The organism is Solibacillus sp. FSL K6-1523 (assembly GCF_038005225.1).
Lineage (GTDB): Bacteria > Bacillota > Bacilli > Bacillales_A > Planococcaceae > Solibacillus.
Map to the genome: position 1 here is coordinate 852392 of NZ_JBBOSU010000001.1, position 23331 is coordinate 875722.

General features: G+C 37.0%; 20 protein-coding genes. 16 read left to right on the forward strand and 4 right to left on the reverse strand.

Annotation, left to right across the window (positions count from 1 at the left end; all coding sequences use genetic code 11):
• Positions 1–15: 15 nt before the first annotated feature.
• The 4 genes from MHI10_RS03860 (at position 16) to MHI10_RS03875 (ending at position 5245) form a co-directional block, all read left to right on the forward strand.
• Positions 16–741, forward strand: coding sequence for an ABC transporter ATP-binding protein (locus MHI10_RS03860; RefSeq protein WP_445683207.1), 726 nt, complete (start codon positions 16–18; stop codon positions 739–741).
• Positions 741–3206 carry an ABC transporter permease gene (locus tag MHI10_RS03865; RefSeq protein ID WP_340783116.1) on the forward strand — a complete coding sequence of 822 codons (2466 nt, stop codon included), beginning with the start codon at positions 741–743 and terminating at the stop codon, positions 3204–3206. Before MHI10_RS03860 ends, MHI10_RS03865 begins: the two co-directional genes overlap by 1 nt.
• A 435-nt stretch (positions 3207–3641) precedes the next feature.
• The gene (locus tag MHI10_RS03870; protein ID WP_340783120.1) at positions 3642–4052 is read left to right on the forward strand and encodes a hypothetical protein; all 411 of its coding nucleotides are present in this window, start codon (positions 3642–3644) and stop codon (positions 4050–4052) included.
• Between the two features lie 311 nt (positions 4053–4363).
• Positions 4364–5245, forward strand: coding sequence for a PhzF family phenazine biosynthesis protein (locus MHI10_RS03875; protein WP_340783122.1), 882 nt, complete (start codon positions 4364–4366; stop codon positions 5243–5245).
• A gap of 364 nt (positions 5246–5609) precedes the next feature.
• Here the strand turns inward: MHI10_RS03875 and MHI10_RS03880 are convergent, their stop codons facing one another.
• Both MHI10_RS03880 and MHI10_RS03885 read right to left on the reverse strand, forming a co-directional pair.
• Entirely contained in the window at positions 5610–6632 is a 1023-nt protein-coding gene (locus tag MHI10_RS03880) for a DUF4179 domain-containing protein (protein WP_340783124.1), read from the reverse strand.
• Positions 6629–7192, reverse strand: coding sequence for a sigma-70 family RNA polymerase sigma factor (locus tag MHI10_RS03885; protein ID WP_340783126.1), 564 nt, complete (start codon positions 7190–7192; stop codon positions 6629–6631). Before MHI10_RS03885 ends, MHI10_RS03880 begins: the two co-directional genes overlap by 4 nt.
• Before the next feature lie 357 nt (positions 7193–7549).
• Here MHI10_RS03885 and MHI10_RS03890 point away from each other — a divergent pair, with 357 nt between their 5' ends.
• The 5 genes from MHI10_RS03890 to MHI10_RS03910 all read left to right on the forward strand — a co-directional run bounded on the left by MHI10_RS03890 (position 7550) and on the right by MHI10_RS03910 (position 14233).
• Entirely contained in the window at positions 7550–8308 is a 759-nt protein-coding gene (locus MHI10_RS03890) for a 3D domain-containing protein (protein ID WP_445683208.1), read from the forward strand.
• Positions 8309–8494: 186 nt separating this feature from the next.
• Positions 8495–9361: an NAD(P)-dependent oxidoreductase gene (locus tag MHI10_RS03895; protein WP_340783130.1), complete on the forward strand. Its 867-nt coding sequence runs from the start codon at positions 8495–8497 to the stop codon at positions 9359–9361.
• 119 nt (positions 9362–9480) lie between these two features.
• Positions 9481–10386, forward strand: coding sequence for a chemotaxis protein (locus MHI10_RS03900; RefSeq protein WP_340783131.1), 906 nt, complete (start codon positions 9481–9483; stop codon positions 10384–10386).
• Positions 10387–10524: 138 nt separating this feature from the next.
• Positions 10525–12066, forward strand: a complete 1542-nt coding sequence (locus tag MHI10_RS03905) for a Ppx/GppA phosphatase family protein (protein WP_340783134.1) — start codon at positions 10525–10527, stop codon at positions 12064–12066.
• A gap of 1 nt (position 12067) precedes the next feature.
• Positions 12068–14233 (forward strand): RNA degradosome polyphosphate kinase, encoded by a 2166-nt coding sequence (locus MHI10_RS03910; RefSeq protein WP_340783136.1) that lies wholly within the window; start codon positions 12068–12070, stop codon positions 14231–14233.
• Positions 14234–14296: 63 nt separating this feature from the next.
• On the opposite strand, the gene MHI10_RS03915 is transcribed toward MHI10_RS03910, so the two are convergent.
• Positions 14297–14476, reverse strand: a complete 180-nt coding sequence (locus MHI10_RS03915) for a hypothetical protein (RefSeq protein WP_340783137.1) — start codon at positions 14474–14476, stop codon at positions 14297–14299.
• A 191-nt stretch (positions 14477–14667) separates the two neighbouring features.
• Here MHI10_RS03915 and fadH point away from each other — a divergent pair, with 191 nt between their 5' ends.
• The 7 genes from fadH (at position 14668) to MHI10_RS03950 (ending at position 21855) form a co-directional block, all read left to right on the forward strand.
• Positions 14668–15435 (forward strand): 2,4-dienoyl-CoA reductase, encoded by a 768-nt coding sequence (gene fadH, locus MHI10_RS03920; RefSeq protein WP_340783138.1) that lies wholly within the window; start codon positions 14668–14670, stop codon positions 15433–15435.
• An 83-nt stretch (positions 15436–15518) separates the two neighbouring features.
• The gene (locus MHI10_RS03925) at positions 15519–15746 is read left to right on the forward strand and encodes a short-chain dehydrogenase (RefSeq protein ID WP_340783140.1); all 228 of its coding nucleotides are present in this window, start codon (positions 15519–15521) and stop codon (positions 15744–15746) included.
• A 408-nt stretch (positions 15747–16154) separates the two neighbouring features.
• Positions 16155–16598 carry a cyclic-di-AMP-binding protein CbpB gene (gene cbpB, locus MHI10_RS03930; protein WP_340783141.1) on the forward strand — a complete coding sequence of 148 codons (444 nt, stop codon included), beginning with the start codon at positions 16155–16157 and terminating at the stop codon, positions 16596–16598.
• A 156-nt stretch (positions 16599–16754) separates the two neighbouring features.
• A complete protein-coding gene (locus MHI10_RS03935) occupies positions 16755–17654 on the forward strand; it encodes a LysR family transcriptional regulator (protein WP_340783144.1) in 900 nt (299 codons plus the stop codon).
• A gap of 155 nt (positions 17655–17809) precedes the next feature.
• Complete coding sequence (locus tag MHI10_RS03940; RefSeq protein ID WP_340783147.1) at positions 17810–20116, forward strand: hypothetical protein; 2307 nt, start codon at positions 17810–17812, stop codon at positions 20114–20116.
• Positions 20109–21044: an ABC transporter ATP-binding protein gene (locus MHI10_RS03945; RefSeq protein WP_340783149.1), complete on the forward strand. Its 936-nt coding sequence runs from the start codon at positions 20109–20111 to the stop codon at positions 21042–21044. The genes MHI10_RS03940 and MHI10_RS03945 overlap by 8 nt, the downstream gene beginning before the upstream one ends.
• Positions 21037–21855 carry an ABC transporter permease gene (locus MHI10_RS03950; RefSeq protein WP_340783150.1) on the forward strand — a complete coding sequence of 273 codons (819 nt, stop codon included), beginning with the start codon at positions 21037–21039 and terminating at the stop codon, positions 21853–21855. Before MHI10_RS03945 ends, MHI10_RS03950 begins: the two co-directional genes overlap by 8 nt.
• Before the next feature lie 50 nt (positions 21856–21905).
• Here the strand turns inward: MHI10_RS03950 and MHI10_RS03955 are convergent, their stop codons facing one another.
• Positions 21906–23090, reverse strand: a complete 1185-nt coding sequence (locus tag MHI10_RS03955; RefSeq protein ID WP_340783152.1) for an MFS transporter — start codon at positions 23088–23090, stop codon at positions 21906–21908.
• Between the last annotated feature and the right edge of the window lie 241 nt (positions 23091–23331).

Here is a 23331-nt window from a genome sequence, read left to right on the forward strand (position 1 = left end):
TTGCGTATTGAAGGCATGTCGAAAGTGTTTAAGCAAAAGGAACATAAAGTCAATGCGTTGAGAAATGTCCATTGCACCATTTATCAAGGGGAAATGGTTGCCATTATGGGAACAAGCGGCTCAGGGAAAAGTACGCTCCTTAATATGATTAGCGCAATTGATGAACCGACTGAAGGTACACTCTTTTTATTTGGTGAAGAAGCGAATGCCATTTATAAAGAGCCGCGCGCATCCAATTTCCGCAAAGAAAATATCGGTTTTATTTTTCAGTCGTTTCATTTATTAAAAGATTTAAATGTCGAGGACAATATTGCACTACCGCTTATATTAAATGATATTCCGAGTAAGGAAATTAAAGTGCGGGTTGAGGAAACGATGCAACAATTGGGCATTTACAATTGGCGCAAGCATCGTCCACATGAACTATCAGGAGGGCAAAAGCAACGGGTAGCGATTGCACGCGCCATTATTACGAAGCCACCAATTTTACTTGCAGATGAGCCAACTGGTGCGCTCGATGTGAATACAACGGACGATATTTTGCGCTTGCTTGTTGATATTCAAAGCGCTGGGCAAACGATTTTACTCGTAACACATGATCCGTATGTTGCGACGTATGCGAATCGCGTGCTGTTTTTCCATGACGGTGCCATTGTGGATTCCTATCAAAATGAACAAACAGAGGCTGATTTAGATGCGATTCTTGCTAAATTTAAGGTTGTATCAAGAGGTGAACATTAATGTTTAACTTAAAAGCAATTGCCTTTAAATTATTTCGCGCGGCGACAACGCAAATCGTCACAAGTATAAGTATTATTGCCGTTTCGGTGTGCTTAATTATGACGATGTCGATGTATATTTGGAATGGTAAAGCGCAAATGGAAGAGGAAATGCAAGCGTTACTTGGCGATGCAGAAATGTTCGTTGGCTATAATCCCGATCAAGAACAATGGGTGACTGCCGACCAAGTTGCTGCGATAGAAATGATGGAAGGTGTAACAGGTGTATCACCTATACTGTTAGCGCATACGAATGTGGAGGGACAATTGCCGTTTGTTTATACGGTCGGAGTGGAAGATGATGCACTCGTAAAAAGTCGTTATAATTTTGAAGAAAATATACAGGCAAATGAAGTCGTCATTTCTCAAAAAATCGCCAAGCTTTTCAAGAAAGAAGTAGGCGACACAATCGACATTGAATTCGAGCCGTATATCGTGAAAGAAATATTAACACCGCTACCTGGTGGCTCGGAAGTGGAAATGGCCATCTTTGCAAATAATACAGTAAAAAAGTGGTTGTCGGCAACGGAACAGGATGTCGGCAAATATGCACTGATTGATCTGCATAAAAGTGCTTCACCTGAATATATTACAGAGCTCTTAACGAATTTAGATAGCGAGCTACGCATTGATATCGTCAATGAATACGATTTCGTTAAAAGGAATTTTCAAGCTTTAGCGATTTTCATGATTGTGTTATCGGTTTTTGTATTGTTAATTACGTCGGTATTATTAATGTCGACATTCCAGCTCGTGTTATTTAAATTAAAGGAACAGCTCACGGTATTACGTGCGCTCGGTGCGACGACAAAACAAGTGGGGCAAATTGTACAAGCGCAACTCATGGCGATTTTATCGATTGGCTTAGCATTTGGGGTTCTATTTAGTTTAGCTGTCATTAAATTATGGCTGCCATTTCTTGTGGATAAAATGCAATTACCCCCAGCACGAACGGAATTTCCGATTTGGTTAGCGCTCGTCATTGCAGCTGCTCTTTTTGTTGTCCTGTTTGGAATTATACAAAGACAAGTGCAAAAAAGCATGCGTTTATTGCCATTGCAAATTATGACGGACAATCATGATACGGAATTGCGCTTTACAAAGGGAAAACTTTTCGTAATTGGAAGCGTCGCAGTTATCGCGTTACTTTGCATTTTAACGGGGCTCGTTGGAGGGAATTCTGGGGAAAGTGCACTACAAATATTGATTGGTAGCATACTCATCACGTTAATTATTTTGTATTTGATGCCGTATTTATTCAGTATGCTATTAAAAGTTGGGTTACAGCCAGTAAGAATGCTATTCGGTAAAGAGGCGTATTTAGCATGTCAGCAATTAATGCCGCAAGTTCGAAAAAATATGCCGATTGTATTAAGCATTATTGGATTGATGGTCATCCTTATTTTTGGCACGACGTTGTTTAAAAGTACAAAAGAGAATGAGAAGGATTATATTGCTTATTTATACGAAGCCCCTGTAGCAATCAAAAATGATTTATCGGATCCGACGTTTACGAATGATATTGTAAAGGAAATTGAAGCGTTACCTTCAGTTGACTATGCCTATGCAAGGAGCAGTTACGCATCTTCAGAATTGTATTTGAATGGTGGATGGAACTCTATTACTTCCCAAGCAGTTGACATGGAGCAGTTAATCGAACGTGGAGAAATACCTGAAATAGCAGGTTCAGTAGATGAGGGGATTATTGTCACAACGGATTTTGCGAAATCAGAAGGAATAGCTATTGGCGACGAAATTCCGTTAGGTGTATATAATTTTGACCTACAGCAAGTTGAAGAAATTGCACCTTCAAAAGTGGTGGGGATTATTGAACCGAAAAATACGCATAGTGATGTGTATTTTGACTGGTCATCTGAAATTGTTCAATTACCTCCGTCTATTCACCTCCGAGATATTATGGTGCAAACTTCGGATATCGAGCAAACATTAAGTGAACTAAGCTTTCTACATGAGCGATGGCCGGCGTTGGCATTTTCAGACTATGACACATATACTGCGGAAATTGAACAGGTGTATTACCAACGTTGGAGCTTACTTATGGGTGTATTAATTGTGCTTGTAGTAGCCACTTGTTTAGGGGTCATTCAAACATTGCTCCATACGGTTTATGGCAAACGCACAGATTATGCAATCCAGCGTTTAATCGGGCTTACACCCAATGGGCTCATGAAGCTTATTTTATCGCAAGTGTTGTCATTCGTTTTATACGGGCTCGCTGTAGGTACACTTATTGGATTGGCATTTACGAAATTATTAGCACTCGTTGATCAAGGCTCGCCAATTCTCTTTGATTTTAGAATATTGCTTGGCGTGAGCGCATTCTTTTTATTTGCGGTCATCGTTATTTTTAGTGTACAAGGTTATTGGATTAGTAGAAAAACGTTGGCAAATGAATTAGTGGAGTAATATAGGCAGGATGTTTCGATTGTATTGGAGCATCCTGTTTTTTGTTATGTTTTATATAAATTCAACGACGCTTTGGGAACTATCCTGAAAATAAAATCCATAAATAAACATTTATGATATAATTTATAAAATAAATCTAACGAGAAGGAGGGGGATTTATGAGTTTTTATCGAAGAAGATTTTGGGTAATACTTTAATCTTTTGGATACTATTCATTTTATTAGGACCAATTGGATTTTATTTAGTTTTTATGGAACATGATTCAAAAGGTTTTTATTTTTTAATTTTAATGTGTGGTTTAATGATTCTTTTTGAAAGTGTTATATTTAAAAAATATAACAGATAAATAAAACATCCATAATTTTATTACTCATAACGTATACAAAACAAATCTAAATAACGCAGCAGTAGAATTTAATAAAAAGGGGGCAAATATTGATTAAGAAAAAACGAATTATTATCATAATAGTAATCATTGCTATAGGTTTATTTATATATATAATTAATGGTAATAGGGGGAAAATGGTTATTTATGAAGGTTTTCTAAATCTGTCTGAAATTGAATATCTAGAGGTTGTAGGAATTGATAATAAGTTACCTACTAAAATTACAGATACTGATGATATCCAAAGAATAATTCTTCTTCTTCAACAACTTAATGGACCCATAGAATTTGAACATATACCATCAGATGAAGCTTTGTTTGGATTAAGCATAGTCCTAAAAGAACATTATCCGAGTTCAGAAATTATAATTTATCAGGATAAAGTCTTTCATGGACAAGGAAGAAATGTATCTGAAGAACTTGTGAATGAATTGGTTGTAACTATTGAAAGTTCTTTTTAAGCCAACGGGTGTTTAGTGCAATAAGGATTTATAACGTATACAAAACTAAACCTAATAACGTTCTCAAATGCAAGCTTGGTAATATTTAAAACAGCGAAAAATACTGTTAAATCAGTGTTTGTCGTTGTTTTTTATAGAAAATAACACTCTGAGATGCTGCGATAAATAATTTTAAAGAAGACTGTTCGTTCCACTGGTTCTGAATGGGGATAACATATAAATAGAATCTCAATGAAATGTTACCAAGGGCACTTAGGGGCGTTTTAATTTAACCACCGTTACTTGTGGTAAAATTATATAAGGAGGGATGAGTGATGAAAATTAAATACTCTATAGTTGATGTTTTTTCACAAGGCAAATATACAGGAAATCAACTTGCAGTTTTTAAAAATGCTGAAAAAATTCCAGAGAATGAAATGCAACAAATAGCCAAGGAAATTAATTTTTCTGAGTCTACTTTTATCTTATCAAATATCAAAAAAGATAATGGCTATGACGTTCGAATTTTCACTCCTAATGAAGAGATTCCTTTTGCTGGACATCCGACTTTAGGAACTGCATATGTCATTCAAAATGAAATATTAGAAAGCCCCTGTGATAGACTCATTTTAAATTATAAAGCTGGACAGATTCCTGTTTCGTTCGATAATCAAGAAGAAATTATATGGATGAAACAAAATGAACCAACTTTTGGACAGGTTTTAGATGCAAATAAGGTTTCCGATGTTTTAAATATAGATAAAGATTCCATTGATAATAGATTTCCTATCCAGGAAGTTTCAACTGGACTTCCAGTAATTATTGTACCTTTAAAATCTTTAGAAGCAGTAAAAAATGTAAGAATAGATAGAGAAAAATACTTTGAATTAATTGAACATACTGATGCAAAAGGAATTATGGTTTTTTCTCCTGAAGCGTATAGTTCTGAAAATGATTTAAATGTTCGAGACTTTGCAGATTATTATGGTATTCCCGAAGACGCAGCTACTGGAAGTTCTAATGGATGTTTAGCATCTTTTTTAATTAAATATCGATATTTCCAAAGAGGAGAAATAGATGTTCGAGTAGAACAGGGGTATGAAATTAACAGACCTTCTTTATTGTTTTTAAAGGCAAGTGATGATAACGGGAGAATCAACATTTATGTAGGAGGTAAAGTAGAAAAAATTGCCCAGGGAGAATGGTTTTTATAATAATTTTTTCTTCAGCTAACGGTTACTTTAGTACAACAAGGATTTATAACGTATACAAAATAAACGTAAATAACGTTCCAAAACAAAAATTTGGGAGACACCAAAAGCCATGAAATGTTGTTAAATCAACGTTTCATGGCTTTTCTGCTAAACAATGTTTATACAGGACTATATACATTTCCTTCAAAAGCTAATCATAGCAATATTTTAGGGGTATTTGGAACACAGTTGCACTTTCGACTTTAATGAATAAAATTATGCATATTTATAACGTTGTAAATGCAGTATTATAACGCTCTATTTACAGCGCTCCTGTTGCTAACATTATATTTTCTGGAGCCGTACAACGTGATTTGAGGGATAATCACTGTAAATCAATCACAATCGGCTCTAAATCAATTTCAATATGCCCCTTACCATACATTAAGCTCGCAATTGCGACAGGTTGAATGATAAGCTCAGTAGCATCTTCATGAATTGCGCCAAAAGTGGTAGATCCTTCAAATGTTCGGTAGCCATCGGATGTTTTCCCGCCACCTCCAGTTCCCTCCATATATTGATTACCAAGATTATCTGTAATATTGAAAATAGGTGTTACTTCTTTCCACTTTTTTAGTAAGCTTTCTTGAACTTCTTGATTATAAGAAAGTATTGTTGAAACATTTGTGTATTCAATGGATTGAAGGGTAAAACTCACTTCTGAATTGGCAACTGTTTCATTCACAAGCTGTACGTTACCTGCTAAACGGTCAAGTGAAAAGGCAAATGACCAATCACCTTCGACCTCCATATTTGTAACCGTATTATAAAAAGCTTTAGGTTTCCATGTGACTTCAACAGTTTCAGGATAAACATCGTTTTTAAAACGAGGTGTGAAACTAGCAAGTCCTACATAACGATTATCACTTATTTTTGAGATGCGATCACTTCCACCTCTGCCACGAGCTCCAACAACATCAAACCAATGAGGTCCACGAACATGCATTAACTCGCCAAAATCATGTTCTGTTTCAATCGCATAGGATACGGTAATATTTGTCCCATCGTATACTGCACTGTCAATCATAACGGTCATACCACTACTTGTTTGCGCCAATCCAACCTCACTGGAGAACGTTTCAAAATTTGTAAATTGCTTATATTCATCATCAAAATAGCGAATGACATTGTCCATAAATGGTAGCTGTGATGCTATAGAAGGGAAGGCAAAGCTTGTTGCAGCTGTCGCACTAATAAGTAGGATGGCCGCTACGGAAATTTTGCGCCAAAGTGGTGTTTTCTTCCGTTTTTTTAGGACATGCTGTTTAACACGAGCTTTTTCCATGTTCGTTACTTCTTCTAATTCAAGCTGATCCACATCGAGCTCTATCCATTCTTTCATACTCATATTAATCGCTCCTTTAATTTTGGATTGGTCGCCAATACTTTTTTTCCACGGTATAACCGATTATCGACGGCAGCTTTTGTTAGTCCGAGTGAATGTGCAATCTCGCTATTGGATAGTTCTAAATAGTATTTCATCATAAAGATATTGCGATCGAGTTCTTCTAATTGACTGAGTGCAAATAAAATTTCGTTTTTCGCCTCTTTTTGTATAAGTCTCTGTTCGGTTTGCAAAGCACTCGCTGTTTGTTCAAGCGGCGCATCGGATTGCTCATTAACTCGCTGTTTTTCACTTTGGCGATAGCGATCAATTGCTTTATATTTCGTAATCATACTAAGCCACTTTTTGAAATCTTCAGGTTCTCCTTGAAATTGATTTGCATTTTGCCAGACGGCTAGAAAAACATCATTAATGCATTCATCAATATCTGAGCGCTTTTGATTGTGTAATATTTTCATCGAGATCGTTTTTACGAGTGGCATATATGCATCAATAATGTACTCAAGTGCATCTTCCTTTTGTTTTTTTAATCGCAAAATAAAATTTGCCGGTGTACTTTTCATTTATTTCGCTCCCTTTTCTATTGAAAAAGCCTTTTCACTTAATACAACGAGTGAATGTATAAATTATTCTCAAAAAGTAGATGGATTGATTAGTATAACGGATAGAAAGTTGAAAGTGATGGATAAAAATCAAAAAGTAATGGATAGAACCTCCAAAGTGCCGGATAGAACAAATTCAGGTCAGCCTCCAAGCGAATTTTCCCGGACACAAGCAGTAAATTCTGAATGAAAAAGCTTAATTAGTAAGTCAATATTGGTACAATTTTCTTCTTTTTCTTTAAATTATGTTTATTCTTTGTAACTTTCGGGCAACACTGGACGAAATTCACCAAATTATTACAGAGGAGGAGCATTATGTTGAAGTTTAAAGTTTTTTTTATCTTTGCAATTATTGCAATTTCGATGAATTCGGTAACATATGCAGCAATGGAATATCCTGCACCAATACATGATAACAATATTGCCGATATATATATCGATAAAGAAATGGGTTTATACGGTTGGAATAGGGATACTTTAGATTCGTCAGTCACCTTTAACGATGATTTAGTAGAAGAGGTTTATACCGTCGTTGAGGGAGATAATTTGTACCGCATTGCATTAGCGCATGATATTCCACTTGATTCACTCATAAGTCAAAATCAGTTAAACGACTATTTGATTTACCCTGGACAACAATTGAATGTAGAGGGTGAGGATGCAAATGGAATAACCGTTGAGGAAAATGAGCCAGAAAAGCAGGAGGAAATCATCGTAACGGTGAATAATCCACCACCTGCAGTAGAAGTAAAGGAGGAAGTAGAGCCCCCCGAACCTGACGTGGACTCTAAAGAAATGGTTGTGACCGCAACGGCATATACGGCTTATTGTACAGGCTGTTCTGGGACGACCGCTTACGGTATTGATTTGCGCGCCAATCCAAATCGAAAAGTAATCGCCGTTGATCCACGGGTCATTCCCCTTGGTACAAAGGTATGGGTGGAAGGTTACGGGGAAGCGATTGCTGGAGATACGGGTGGAGCTATTAAAGGAAATAAAATTGACGTATTTATTCCATCTTATGATAATGCGATGGCATGGGGCGTTAAAACGGTAAAGTTAAAAGTATTAAATTAACTCGCTTCATTGAAATGAATTGCGCTGTTACCTGCACAATGTAGGTAGCAGCATAATTCAAAAATTGAAGTAGACAGACAGATAGATAGCTGTGGAGTTTTTTAAATTATGTAACAATTCATTATGTTCCATTGAAGTTTACCCTTATTTTGTTAAAATGAAATAAAACAATGAGGGGGCTTTAAAATGGATTCAAAAAAAATTGGGTTTATCGGAACAGGCGTTATGGGTACAAGTATTGTTAAACATTTATTAAATGCAGGTCACGACGTAACGATTTATACACGGACTAGAAGTAAGGCGGATGTATTAATCTCACTCGGTGCGAAATGGGCTGCGACACCGGCAGAAGCGAGTAAGGAACAACAAATTATTTTTACAATGGTAGGCTATCCAGCTGATGTGGAAGAAGTATATAACGGGGAGAATGGTATTTTTTCATCTGTGGCATCAGGGGCGATTGTTGTGGATATGACAACATCAGAGCCAACATTAGCACAAAAACTATATATAAAAGCAAAAGAAATAGGCATACATAGTCTCGATGCACCTGTATCAGGTGGGGATGTTGGGGCGAAAAATGGTACTTTATCGTTAATGGTTGGGGGCGATGAGGAAATTTTCGAACAGCTAAAACCAATTTTTGAAGTGTTTGGTCAAAATATTATTTACCAGGGGCATGCAGGTGCGGGACAGCATACGAAAATGTGTAATCAAATTGCGATTGCATCTGGCATGATTGGCATTTGTGAATCGATGGCTTATGGCTTGCGTGCAGGTTTAAAAATGGAAGAAGTGTTGCGCTCGATTACTGCTGGTGCAGCTGGGTCATGGTCATTATCCAATTTAGCTCCACGTATTCTTAACGAAGATTTAGCCCCAGGTTTCTATATTAAACATATGATTAAAGATATGAAAATTGCACTAGATGAGGCGGAACGTATGAATTTACAACTACCGGGCTTAAGCTTAGCAAAATCAATGTATGACAAATTGTTAGAAGAAGGCTACGGGGAAAATGGTACACAAGCATTAATTAAGAACTATCGTTAATTGTACTATTTGATAGTATTTATCCCAATTTGTGTCACAAAACGTTTATATGAGATTTTAATCCCCTGTGATACAATGGATGTATATTAAACTTGGTAAATTGGAAGGAGTGGCATACTTTGGAGAACTCAAAAGGAATCTTACTAGAGAGTGGCACGAATGAACTAGAAATTGTTGAATTCGAAGTTGCTAATAATAAATTTGGTATTAATGTAATTAAAGTAAAGGAAATTATCCAGCCGATCCCCGTTACATTTATTCCGCATGTACACCCTCATGTGGAGGGCATTATTCAATTGCGCGGCGAGGTATTGCCGGTTGTAGATATGTTAAAGGTTTTAGGCATTCCAACGGACGTTCGCAGCCCACAGCAAAAATACATCGTAGCAGAGTTCAATAAACAACGCGTTGTATTCCATGTAGATAATGTCACGCAAATTCACCGTATTTCATGGGATCAGATTGAAAAACCGTCTGATATGTATCAAGGTGGCACATCTCAAGTAATCGGCGTTATTAAGCGTAATGATGAAATGATTTTATTATTAGACTTTGAACGTATTATGGTCGATATAAACCCAGAATCAAGCATTAGTGTGGATGCAGTTAAAAAGCTTGGTAAGCGTGAACGTACAGAGAAGAAAGTCGTAATTGCAGAAGATTCGCCTTTATTACGTAAACTGTTATTTGATACGATGAATGAGGCAGGCTATGTGAATACCGAGTTTTTCGAAAATGGACGGGATGCTTATGAATACTTAGAAACGCTTGTGAAAGCCGACAAAAACATTGAAAACCATGTACAAATGGTTGTAACTGATATTGAAATGCCGCAAATGGATGGTCACCATTTAACGAAAAAGATTAAAGAACATGCAGATTTGAAAAAATTACCGGTTATCATTTTCTCTAGCTTAATTACAGATGATTTACGTCATAAAGGTGATCAAGTTGGAGCAGAAGAACAAATTTCAAAACCTGAAATTGCCGAGTTAATTTTAAAAATGGATAAGTTAATTTTATAATTTAGCTGTAAATGAAAAAATGAAAAGTTAAGCCGGATACTTGAAAAAGTAATTCCGGCTTTTTTTGAAAAAACTGTATGATTTTGTGTTAAAAGTAATTTGATGTAATTATATTTCAGCAAGAGGTGACAGCGTAAAATGGAAAATTTAAAAACGGCCATTATCGATATTGGTTCCAACACCATTCGCTTAGTGTTATATTCATACGATAAAAATGAGGGCTTACGTGAATTTGGCAATATAAAAACAGTCGCACGTTTAAGAACGTATATTTTGCCCAGTGGTGAAATGTCTGAGGAAGGGATTCTTCTTTTAACGGATATATTGAATTCATTTAAGCTCATATTAGCTGATTATCGTGTAACCGATGTCAAAGCTGCCGCAACAGCTGCGGTAAGACAAGCGATCAACAACGCTGAAATCATTGCGCGAATGAAAGAAAAAACAGGCTTGTCCATCGATATTTTAAGCGAAGAAGAAGAAGCGTATTATGGATTTGTTGCAGTGGCAAATTCAATGGATACGCCTTCTGCTATTACAATTGATATTGGTGGGGGCTCCACAGAAATTACTGTATTTAAAAATAAAAAGTTGCAAAAAACAATTAGTTTTCCGTTTGGTACGGTCTCACTTATGCAAAAGTTCGTGCGTGGTACGATTATTAGTACAGATGAAAGGGAACAATTACGGAGCTTTGTCACCAATCAATTTTCGTCTGTAGAATGGATGAAAGAAATAAAATTGCCTGTCATTGCAATTGGGGGGAGTGCGCGAAATATCGCTCAAATCCATCAACAACAGATGGACTATCCACTATCTGGCGTTCACCAATACGAAATGAAATTAAATAACTTAGTGGACTTACAAAATCAATTAACAAAACTTACCTTTGAGGAATTGAAACAATTAGATGGTTTATCTTCGGACCGAGCAGATAGCATTGTTCTTGCATTAGAAGTTTTTATTGCGCTAATGACGGCTGTACATACAGATGTCATCCAAATTAGTAAAAAAGGGTTACGGGAAGGGCTTATCATTAGTCGTGTTTTACAGGAGAACCCACAAGCTTACGATAAGTATAATGTGTTTGATGACAACGCACGGCGGCTAGCGTTAACTTATAATCGTTCTGAGAAGGAAGTAGAGACGCTCGTTCAGTTAGCCTCGCAATTTTACGAGCAATGCTGTCAATTGAATTTACTGATCTATGAGGAAAATGATTTTCAGTTATTGAGAAGGGCGGCGCGTGTGTATGCTATTGGTGAATATATTGAGCTAGATTCTTCCAGTCAGCATACGTTCTATTTAATTTCAAATCAATCAATCAATGGTTTATCACATGTAGAGCGCGTGAAATTGGCATTATTAGCATCTTATAAAAACCGCGACTATTTCCAACGTTTTGCAGAGCCTTTTGAAACGTGGATTTCAAAGGATGACTTAAAAAAATTGCGGGATTTTGGCGCGATACTTAAGTTTGTGTATGCATTAAATATGACGAAACGAAATGTTGTAAAAAATATGGCAATGGAAAAAGTAGATGATCATATCCAGCTTGTGATTTCAACGAGTGAACGGGCGATTGCAGAATTCGCGCAAGCTGAAAAACAAAAAAAGCATATTGAGCGCGTATTTAAAAAAACAGTGCAACTAGTTTTCAATGAAGAAGGGCGGATTTAGTATGATGGCTAATATAGAAGAAAAGCGTGTTTCGAACCCAAATTTTCAATCAAACGATGAAGTAGCGAAATTGCAGTTATTAGAAGAAATTGCTAAACCTCAATATTATAATAACCGCGAGCTAAGTTGGTTAGCATTTAATGAGCGTGTATTAGAGGAAGCCGAGGATATTAATAATCCGCTATTAGAGCGCTTGAAGTTTTTAGCGATTTTCAGCTCGAATTTAGATGAATTTTTTATGGTTCGTGTTGCGGGTTTACAAGATCAAATTCGCGCAAACTTCCATAAACCTGAAAATAAATCGGGCTTAACGCCGAAAGAACAGCTAACGAAAATTGCGGAGCGAACACAAGCTTTAGTACGCCGTCAAACAGAAGTTTATCGCCATTTAGTTGATGATTTACTGCCACAGGAAAATGTGCATGTAAGAGATTTAAAACTACTTTCACCCGAGCAAAAAAGTTATATTAATGAATTATTTGAGGAAACGATTTTCCCAGTATTAACGCCAGTAGCAGTAGATGCTTATCGGCCATTCCCAACACTAATAGGACGCACATTAAATTTACTTGTCATGCTAGAAAACAATGGAATAGACAATGAAGGTATGGATAAAGTGGCGATTGTTCAAGTACCATCCGTGCTAGAACGTTTTATTAAAGTGCCTTCAGGGAATAATGAAACGGTGTATGTCTTGCTAGAAGATGTGATTTCTAACAATGTTAATCACTTATTTTTTGGGTATAAAGTGAAGTCAACACAGGCTTTCCGATTAACGCGTAATGCAGATTTAACGATTCACGAGGAAGGGGCACAAGATTTACTCGTTGAAATTGAAAAAGAGTTGAAGAAGCGTAAATGGGGCGTTGGTTCGCGCTTAGAAGTACGTGATGGTGAGATGAATGATGACGTTTTAGACTATTTATTAGATGAATTTGAAATTGAGGAATCGGATGTATTTAAAATTGATGGGCCACTTGATTTAACAGCGATGTTTGGGTTTGTTAAAGCGATTTCAGTTGGTAGAGAACATTTAGAATATGAAAGTTTTATCCCACAACCACCGCAAGACTTACAATCGGATGAAAATATTTTCGAAAAAACATTAATTCAAGATATCTTTTTCCACCATCCATTTGAATCTTTTGTACCGATTGTCGATTTTATTGCGGAGGCAGCAAAAGATCCAAGTGTGTTAGCGATTAAGCAAACATTGTATCGTGTTAGCGGGAATTCACCGATTATTCAGGCTTTAAAGCAAGCTGCTGAAAATGGCAAGCAAGTTACGGTATTAGTCGAATTGAAAGCACGTTTTGATGAAGAAAATAATGTGCACTGGGCAAAACAATTGGAGCAAGCGGGCTGTTTAGTCATTTACGGTATGAATAATTTGAAAACCCACTCTAAAATTACACTAGTAGTACGCCATCGTCATGGAAAAATTGAACGCTTTGTGCATCTAGGAACGGGAAATTACAATGATGCAACGGCTAAAATTTATACCGATATGGGGATTATTACTTCAAATAAGGAATTTGGTATTGATGCGACGAATTTCTTCAATTATTTAAGCGGGTATACAGAAAAGCCAAAATTCCATCATATCGTTGTCGCGCCTTTTGATATTCGCGATGAATTCATTCATTTAATAGATGAAGAGATTACTATGCATAAACAGCATGGCAATGGCTTTATTCGTGCGAAAATGAATTCTTTAACAGACAAGGATTTAATGATGAAGCTGTATGAAGCATCAATAGAAGGGGTGCAAATTGAATTAATTATTCGAGGGATTTGCTGCATTCGCCCAGGAATTGCGGGAATTAGTGAAAACATAACAGTGACGAGTATTGTCGGGCGTTTCCTAGAGCACTCACGTATATTTTGGTTCCATCATAATGGGGAAAATAAAGTGTTTTTATCGTCAGCAGATATGATGACGCGCAATATGATTAAACGTGTGGAAATTTTATTCCCCATCTATTCCCCAGACATAAAAAAACGGATTATGGGCATTATGGAAGCGCAATTAGAGGACAATCAAAAAGCGCGTATTCAAGATTCTAATGGAAAGTATCATTATAAAGAGGATCACAATAGTGACACGCGCATTAACAGCCAAGAAATATTTTTAATCGAGTCTTTAGGGACAATTGTAGAGGAATAAGAAAATCCCATTAAAAAGCGTGTTGCCAATTTGCATCTTAGGCACACGCTTTTTCTAATGAAGCTATTCTTGTTTTCTAAAATTAGAAACCTTTTTCAAATAATGAAGCCCACCGATTAATATAAATGCGCCAAAAAATTTGTACATAAGTGTTTGGAGTGATGCATGTTCAATTGTAATGGTCATAAAAAAGCAGCCTATAAAAATAATAATAAACCCTATGATTGAATTGATAATTTTCATAAGAGTACACCTCCCTCTGAATGAATCTGCCTTCCGATCTTCCTAATGATTTGCTATCGGTATACACCCCCTTAAAAATGAAAAGATGATTTGAAGTACAAATATTCAGAAACTTATAGGTATTTTTTGATTTTTGTAGTAAAATAGGGTAATGAATGGTTGTTCATTTTTGATAAAGGGGGATTTTGATGATGTTACAAAATAAGACGATTATTATTACAGGTGGATCAAGTGGGATGGGTCTTGGTATGGCGAAACAATTTGTAAAAGAAGGTGCGAATGTTGTTATTACAGGTCGCGATGAAGAACGTTTAGCCAATGCAAAACAGGAAATTTTAGCAAATGGTTCAACGATTGAAACATTCCAAATGGATGTACGCGATCCAGACCAAGCGCAGGCAATGGTTGATTTTGCAGTTGAAAAGTTTGGACGAGTAGATAGTTTAGTAAATAATGCAGCTGGGAACTTTTTAGTGCATGCAGAAAAGTTATCACCAAATGGATGGAAAGCAGTTATTGATATTGTATTAAATGGTACTTTTTATTGTTCGTCAGCAGTGGGGCGTTACTGGATTGAAAACGGCATTAAAGGATCCATGTTAAATATGGTGGCTACGTATGCTTGGGGCGCAGGAGCGGGAGTTATCCATTCTGCAGCTGCTAAAGCAGGGGTACTGTCCATTACAAGAACGCTTGCTGTTGAGTGGGGCGGACAATACGGCATTCGCGCTAATGCCATTGCTCCAGGACCAATTGAACGAACAGGTGGCGCGGATAAATTATGGGAGTCTGAAGAACAAGCGAAACGCACAATTAATTCTGTTCCATTACACCGTTTAGGAACACCAGAAGAAATTGCAGATTTGGCTGCGTTTATGCTATCAGACAAGGCAAGTTACTTAAATGGGGAATGTATTACGCTTGATGGCGGATCATGGTTAAATCAATTTCCGTTTTAACTTAATCTAATAGCCCTAAGGAATAATAATAATGGAAATGCCACATACTATTTGTACTGCAAAAGGGGGCGGTTTCAATAGGTATGTGGTTATACCCAACAATTTTTGTATGTGTCATTCTTTGTGTAGTAGGCTACTGGCTTACTGTACGAGTTGGCCACGGTATTGAGGAAAGTGGGCAAGAACGAGATTCGGATATTCCAGAGCCAATTATGGAGCATCCCTTTTTATTGAATCCAATAATTTTGTCGTACATCATTTTTGGTTTATTTACAGGATCGATTATCTTTTATTATTGGGCAAAAGGTTGATAAAACATACGTAACAAGACGGGAGATCCTTTTCGTTTTGTTGCGTTTTTCTTTTGAAGAGCATGGTATGAACTAGTACCTTACTCATTTTTTTAAAACACTAGGCACCATTCATGGTCAAAAAATTGGCAATTATGTTATGATAGAAGTAAGTAAATAGACGCTGTGTAACTTGTTTTTAGCGAACGTCATGAATTCGAAAAGGAATTCCTTGAGTTCTTTACGTCTATGTAACAACAACTAACTGACCTATATCGTGCAGGTCTAAGTACAAAGCTGAATCCAAGCGCATAATTGATTTGATTTTTTATAAGTCATAGTATTTTTTAGGGAAATTTGTCAACGATAATTCCTTAGCTTACTTAGTGTTTACTGCCCGTTATAAGCGGGATAAAGGAGTATGAGGTCATGATTTCAGTTAACAACAGAGCTTTATTAGATATGCCCATAAGTGAATTTATTATTTCGTCTGAAAAAGTAGCACATGTACAAAGTGGAAATAGTGCAGAACATGCTTTACTTGTACTAACGAAAACAGGTTATTCTTCCATTCCTGTTTTGGATATGAAGTATCGATTACAAGGTTTATTAAGCACAAAAATGATAACAGAAGCCATTTTAGGTTTAGAACGAATTGAATATGAAAAATTATCGGATATTCGAGTGGAAGAGGTTATGGATCCAGCTGTTGTGTATTTAAAGCTGTCAGATACATTTCAGCGGGCACTTGATTTAGTCATTAACCATGCCTTCTTATGTGTTGTGGATGAGGATGGCACATTTGTTGGGATTATGACGCGACGAATTATTTTGAAGCAATTAAAAAAATACATTTATCAGCATAATGCATAGATAGTAAGAGTCGGCAAGGTCCAATGGGGGATTTTGCCGATTTTTTAATGGAATTTATAAAAAGTATAATATTGAAAGTCCAAAATAAGCGAGGTTGTTTGTTAACTCGAAAAAGTGGAGAAACATGAGATAAGTGGATTTATTGGAGGAAACGCAATGACTGTAACAGAGGCAGAAATTATCAAGATTTTAGCAGAGGAAAGAAATATGCGGAAAGCGGCAGAACGTTTATTTTTGACACAGCCAGCTTTATCGCAGCGTTTGCAATCAATTGAGAAGGACTGGGGGGCACAGCTATTTATACGCTCGCAAAAGGGATTAACTCCGACACCAGCAGGAGAACTAGTCATCCAATATTCAAATGAAATTATTGTAAAGCAAGAGGAAGTATTTGAAACGATTCAAGCGCTCAATTCAAAAGTTCACGGTACATTGAAAATTGCTTGTGCATCGATTGTCGGACAAAACTGGCTGCCAAAAGTGTTAAAAGATTTTGTGACGAAATATCCAGATGCCAAAATTTCATTAATGACGGGGTGGAGTTCTGAAATTGTAAAGGCGCTCTATGAAGGGGAGGCACATGTTGGGATTGTCCGCGGTCAAGCAGATTGGAAAGGCAAGAAAATTCATTTATTCCGAGATATGATGTATTTAGTGGATAAGGAATTAGCGGATATAGAGGATATATTAACGTCAGATCGTCCGTTTATTCAATTTAAAAGTGACTCCGATTATTATCAAGAAATTCAGCAATGGTGGCAACGACATTTTAATTTTAACCCGAAGCATCAAATTATCGTCGACCAAATCGAGACTTGTAAACAAATGGCGGTTAATGGGATAGGTTATGCAATTTTGCCTTCGATTACACTGAATGGGGAAGAAAAGGTCAATAAAATTCCATTAACGAATTCAGAAAAGGATCATGGACTTACACGTGATACATGGCTTATTGGTTATGAATCATCCTTTGAATTGCGTCAAGTTGAGGCCTTTGTAGATGTTGTACAAGACCACGCGAGATGCTTATATGATTATTCTAATGGTGAATCTTAGTAGGAAATGTAATCGAAGTTACCCGTTTGATAAATATTGTTAAACGGGTAACTTCTTTTAAATAGAAAGAGTGCACAAGTTTCATGTTAATTGTTTGATTATTCTGGAACCTCGCGGTGTGAATTTCGTATTAATGAAAAGAGGGGTGGGTTAATATGAAGAAAATGATGACCTGTATTGTCCTATTGCTTTGGTTGATTCCAGCTATAAATGTAGCGGCCGAAGTTTCGATTACAGCAGAATATGGATTGCAAGGACAAGGGAAATTTGATCGACCGATTGCTGTCACGTTGACACTTCAAAATGATGAAACACCATTTGAAGGGGAGCTTGTCACGACTTATCCAACGAATTATATGCTACAAACAGCGCAAGTCATCCCATTAAAGCTTGCACCACATGAAAAACGAATCAAACAATTTTATATCGGAAGTTATCCATACAATCTATATTCAGATAATGGGCAGCGATATGTTCAATTGTATGAAGGTGGTGTTGAAAATGGAAGAAAAGTTGAGCATTTTCAATTTGAAAATAGAAAGCCAACTTTATTTGAGTATGAAACACATGTTGTTGGTGTTTTTAGCCATCCGCAAGTAACACAAGCATTACAAAAACTGCGGACAATTGAAAAAGGAAGATTGTTGGAAGTGCAAAACTATCCATCGTTTTCAGGAGATTTGGTTCCCGATATTCGTTCCATTGATTTTTTAAATACAGTTGTTTTGGCAGATCCACTAAAAACGATAGAACAAAATCAATTTGATATTTTAATTGAATGGATGAAGCAGGGAGGCCAGCTTGTCATAAAAGAAGATGTTGCCTTTTCACCGCTCGCTTCTTATGCGGCGTTGCAAGCAACAGGGGGGACCTCCGAAATTAGTCCAGTACAATTAATGGATTTTACAGGCGAGGGTAAATTTACAAATCCAATGTCAATTCGGACGAGTGAATTGTTGCCGAATGCGCAAGCGATAGAAATAGATGGTCAACTGATTGCGGCGAAACAAAAGGTTGGAAGCGGTATGCTCATTCAAACCGCGTTCTCATGGACCGATTCAACTTTAATTGAAATGGACGGCTATGCGAACTTATTTGCTAAATTAATTGACTTCCGAAATAAGGAAATATACAAAGCGTCCATTGATGACGAGATGGTGGACCGGGTTGTCCCTGTGAATGAGCTATTCCCAGCATTTCAATTTTCGACGTGGATTATTATTAGTGTGTTTGCGCTTTATATTTTAATAATAAGCCCAGTGATCTATTTTTTACTCAAACGGAAAGATAAAAGAGAACATGCATGGTGGATTATACCTACTATTTCCATTATGGTTTCAATCTTGCTTTTCCTAGTAGGTGCGCGAGATCGCCTTACCCAACCACAAATTCAGCAAAGTGCGGTTATTAAAGTAGGAAATGAAATAGACCAACAGTATTTCGCACAATCTTTGCTAACAAATAAAAGAGGCGATTATACGTTTGAATTAGCAGACGGTTTGGAGATTACTGCTTACAATAATCAAAATTCGAATCGAATGGATCTCCAAAAAGGGCAATGGAGTTTTATGAAGGAAAATGAATTTATCATGAAAAATGTCGCGTATTGGGACGTTGAAACAATTGTAGGAAAAGGCCCGATTGAAGTAGGGAAATTTAAGTTAAATCTAACAAATGATAACGGTAAATTGACTGGGACAATTACGAATGAATTACAAACGGATGTAACCGATGTGAAGCTTTGGACAGGAGCGAATTTGATATCTATTGGAAATTTAAAGAAAGGTCAAGTGGAAACGATTGAAGAAAAAATCCCGACAACGTTTTTATTGCCGATAACGCAGCCAATAAGGGACTATACAACACCAACACCCGTAACAATCGATAAAGTGTGGAAAGACCGATTAAATACCCTTGCCTATTCAACACTTTCAACAGAGGCCGCACCTGCTATTATTGCGCGTGCCAATCATGTACCACTTGGCGCAAGGTTATCTCAAAAGGCAAAAATTACTTCAAACGTATTAATTGTTCAGCCAATTCATGATGTTGGAACAACACTTACGGATGAAGTTGCGTTAACAAATGAAGCATTTAATATGACCTATTCCGAAACACTTTACGGAGGAGTAAAGGAACCATTCAATTCATCCGTGCAAGAAGTTTATTTAGCACCAGGTACGTATGATGTATCCTATCGTCTCGCATTACCTATTCAAAATATGGCGATGGATTGGTCAAGTTTGCACTATAAAACGGAACATTCAATAATGCGTGCAACGATATATAATGTGGAGACGAAGCAGTTCGAGAAGATAGATACAAACTTTTCAACCAAAAATGTCCATTCCTATTTAAATGATGGGGAAATAATCATTCAATGGGAAGTGAGCGAAGGTGGCAATTTGGAACAGTTAAACTTGCCTGAAATCACGCTGAAAGGAGAGCAAAAAAATGATTGAATTTCAGCAACTGACAAAAAACTATGGGCAATTGAAAGCGCTGAATGAACTGTCCTTAATAATTAAAAATGGAACAATTTTTGGTTTTGTTGGAGCAAACGGCGCGGGTAAATCAACGGCTTTTTCAATTCTTGCAACGTTAATTCACCCAACTTCGGGAGACATTTTAGTAAATGGAAAAAGCGTTGTGCAAAATCCGCATGAAGTACGTGCTCAAATTGGTTACATGCCAGACTTTTTTGGTGTGTATGATCAACTAAAAGCGGAGGAATATTTAGATTTTTACGGGGCGGCTTATGGAATGCCTGCAACTTTACGACAACAAAAAATTACAGAGCTATTAGCGCTTGTTCGACTTACGGATAAACGCGACCAATATGTAGATGACTTATCAAGGGGAATGAAGCAGCGTTTATGTTTAGCGCGAACATTAATGCACGACCCAGAAATTTTAATTTTAGATGAGCCTGCTTCTGGATTAGATCCACGTGCACGGGTAGAAATGCGCGATATTTTAAAGGATTTAAAAGGGCTTGGAAAAACGATTCTTATTTCCTCACATATTTTGCCTGAGCTTGCGGAAATTTGTGATGAAATAGGGGTATTGGATAGTGGGAAGTTAATTGCAAGTGGGAATATATTGGAAATTCAAGCGCAGCTACAAGGTGATAAGTATATAACGGTAAAAGTGCTAGGAGATGTAAACATTGCACAGCAATTTTTCTTACAGCAGCAAGTGGCGCATGTAGAAAAAAACGACTTTGAAAATAGCGTAACTTTTGTATTGAATGGGGACGATGCAATGCAGGCGAACGTATTAAAGGCGGCCATTGGAGCAGGTATTCAAGTGACGGCATTTGAAGTGGAAGATAAAAACTTGGAAGATGTCTTTATGGTCATTACCGAGGAGGTAGCGAAGCATGAATGAAAAACCATTTAATCCAGTATTATTGAAGGAATTAAAATTACGCTTTCGCAATGCCAAAAGCTTTTCCAGTATTGCATTTTATTTAATCGCGTTAACATTATTCATTGTTGCCTTTTTTTACTTGATGACGGGTTATACAGCAAGCGGATTTTTCCAGCCATCGCAAAGCTTTTTATTATTTGCCTGTTTAACCGTGTTGCAAATGGGACTTATTTTATTTATTGCGCCAGCGCTAACAGCGGGTGCGATTAGTACGGAGAGAGAAAAGCAAACATTAAATATATTATTGACGACGACGCAAACTTCCGCGCAAATTATTATTGGTAAATTAATGGCGTCATTAGCATTTTTAATCGTTATTTTACTGGCGACCTTACCGTTATACAGCATCGTATTTCTGTTTGGCGGTGTCTCTCCAAGCATGGTAGTGGCGATATTTCTGCTCTTTATTTTAACAGTTTTTGCACTAGGGAGCGTCGGAATTATGTTTTCAACCATTACGAAAAAGACGATCGTTTCCATGATTTCTACTTACGGGGTCGCTATTTTCTTCGCATTTTTTACGTTTCTATTCTTTTTAGTCGGTCTAGTAAATGGTGTGGAAGGTGGATTAATGGCCATTTCGTATGTATGGATTAGCTTAAATCCATTTGCGGTAGCGCTTAGTGTCATTTCTCCAGACATTGCACTCGGCATTACTGAAATGACGAAAATTGAGCTGAACCCAGTATGGATTTATGTAATTGGCTATAGTGTAATTGGATTATTGAGTTTAGCCATTGCGATTAAAAAGTTAAGAGTGTCTCATTAAGAAAAGCTGTCCCCATTGTGCATTTGCAAAGGGGACAGCTTTATTTGTTTTTATGATGCTTTCATTAAATGTGGCACTTTTTTTGAAGTCCACATAAAAGCGAGTATGAAACAACCGACTAAAATAACAGAGCCTAAGTAATAAGGTGCTTCTGAATTCCAGTCGAATAAAATTCCTGCAAGCGCTGGACCAAACATATTACCTAAGCTCATATACGCATTGTTCATCCCGGCAGCAAAGCCTTGCTCCTCACCTGCCATTTTCGAAATAAGAGTATTAACAGCTGGGCGAATAAATGTTGTTGCAATCGAGAACAACGTAGCGACGAGTAGGATGACGAAGAAACCACTCACGAAAATAATGAGTAACATTGTAATTGCAGCTACTAATAAATTGACTAAAATTACTTTCATTTCTCCAAAACGTTTGAACAAAATATTAATGACAAACATTTGTAAAATAACTCCGGCAAATCCGCCAACCGTTAAAATAACCGCGATATCAGTAGGTGTGTAGTTAAACACCTTATCTAAATAAAGAGAAAGTGTCGTTTGGAAATTGGCGATACCAAAGCTAAATGTAAAGACAACGAGTAAAAATACAAAATAAGACGTTTTGAATGAACGCGTGAGTTGTTTGACGAGATTTTCACGTGGTGCCTTATTCGCGGCTGTATTTTTAATGTTTGGTAAGTAGATTGCAGATAAAATAGCAGCTGCAAACGCCACTGTACCAGCTATATAAAATGGGAAAGTTAAGTTGATATTCCCCAGTAAACCACCGACACCGGGCCCAATCATAAAGCCAAGTGACATGGAAGCACCAATCATGCCCATTCCTTTTCCACGTTCTTCAAAGGTTGTAATATCCGCCACGAATGCCATAATTGGCGGCATGATAAAGGCGGCACCCGCGCCACTTAAAAAGCGCGCTAAAAATAATACCCACACTTCGGATGCAAAACCGAATAATAGTTGCGAAAAACCATATACAACGAGCCCTGAAATAATAAAGATTTTTCGTCCGTGACGGTCTGATAAATCGCCTGCCACAGGTGAAAGTAAAAATTGTGCCAGCGCAAATCCAGCAACTAAAAAGCCAAGTACTTGACCACCTGCGCCAAAAAGGTGTAAGTAGGCAGGCATGACGGGAATGATAATGCCGACCCCGCCCATCGTAATAAACATATTGAACATTAATAAATAGAGAACAATTTTATTTGATTTTTGTTCCATCTAGAGCCTACCCTTCTATCAAAAATATTTCGATTTCTGAAATTGATTTCGATTAGTATTCATATTGTACCTGTAATCGCGACAAAAATCATCTATTCTTTGATTGTCACGATTACAAGGTAAAGGGGATAAGAACGTTTAGGAATGCAACGGTAGCGGGAAGGGAGTTCCATTATATAAAAAGACAAAATAGCTGTCGCACAAGATTATAATAGCGAACCTTGTAGTGACAGCTTCTTAA

What these genes read in the sequence shown, in the direction of transcription:
- MHI10_RS03860 (WP_445683207.1), top strand. Translation starts at nt 16, where the DNA reads ATGTCGAAAGTGTTTAAGCAAAAGGAACATAAAGTCAATGCGTTGAGA.
- MHI10_RS03865 (WP_340783116.1), top strand. Translation starts at nt 741, where the DNA reads ATGTTTAACTTAAAAGCAATTGCCTTTAAATTATTTCGCGCGGCGACA.
- MHI10_RS03880 (WP_340783124.1), bottom strand. Translation starts at nt 6,632, where the DNA reads ATGAGTATGAAAGAATGGATAGAGCTCGATGTGGATCAGCTTGAATTA.
- MHI10_RS03885 (WP_340783126.1), bottom strand. Translation starts at nt 7,192, where the DNA reads ATGAAAAGTACACCGGCAAATTTTATTTTGCGATTAAAAAAACAAAAG.
- MHI10_RS03895 (WP_340783130.1), top strand. Translation starts at nt 8,495, where the DNA reads ATGGATTCAAAAAAAATTGGGTTTATCGGAACAGGCGTTATGGGTACA.
- MHI10_RS03905 (WP_340783134.1), top strand. Translation starts at nt 10,525, where the DNA reads ATGGAAAATTTAAAAACGGCCATTATCGATATTGGTTCCAACACCATT.
- MHI10_RS03910 (WP_340783136.1), top strand. Translation starts at nt 12,068, where the DNA reads ATGATGGCTAATATAGAAGAAAAGCGTGTTTCGAACCCAAATTTTCAA.
- MHI10_RS03915 (WP_340783137.1), bottom strand. Translation starts at nt 14,476, where the DNA reads ATGAAAATTATCAATTCAATCATAGGGTTTATTATTATTTTTATAGGC.
- fadH (WP_340783138.1), top strand. Translation starts at nt 14,668, where the DNA reads ATGTTACAAAATAAGACGATTATTATTACAGGTGGATCAAGTGGGATG.
- MHI10_RS03925 (WP_340783140.1), top strand. Translation starts at nt 15,519, where the DNA reads ATGTGGTTATACCCAACAATTTTTGTATGTGTCATTCTTTGTGTAGTA.
- cbpB (WP_340783141.1), top strand. Translation starts at nt 16,155, where the DNA reads ATGATTTCAGTTAACAACAGAGCTTTATTAGATATGCCCATAAGTGAA.
- MHI10_RS03935 (WP_340783144.1), top strand. Translation starts at nt 16,755, where the DNA reads ATGACTGTAACAGAGGCAGAAATTATCAAGATTTTAGCAGAGGAAAGA.
- MHI10_RS03940 (WP_340783147.1), top strand. Translation starts at nt 17,810, where the DNA reads ATGAAGAAAATGATGACCTGTATTGTCCTATTGCTTTGGTTGATTCCA.
- MHI10_RS03945 (WP_340783149.1), top strand. Translation starts at nt 20,109, where the DNA reads ATGATTGAATTTCAGCAACTGACAAAAAACTATGGGCAATTGAAAGCG.
- MHI10_RS03950 (WP_340783150.1), top strand. Translation starts at nt 21,037, where the DNA reads ATGAATGAAAAACCATTTAATCCAGTATTATTGAAGGAATTAAAATTA.
- MHI10_RS03955 (WP_340783152.1), bottom strand. Translation starts at nt 23,090, where the DNA reads ATGGAACAAAAATCAAATAAAATTGTTCTCTATTTATTAATGTTCAAT.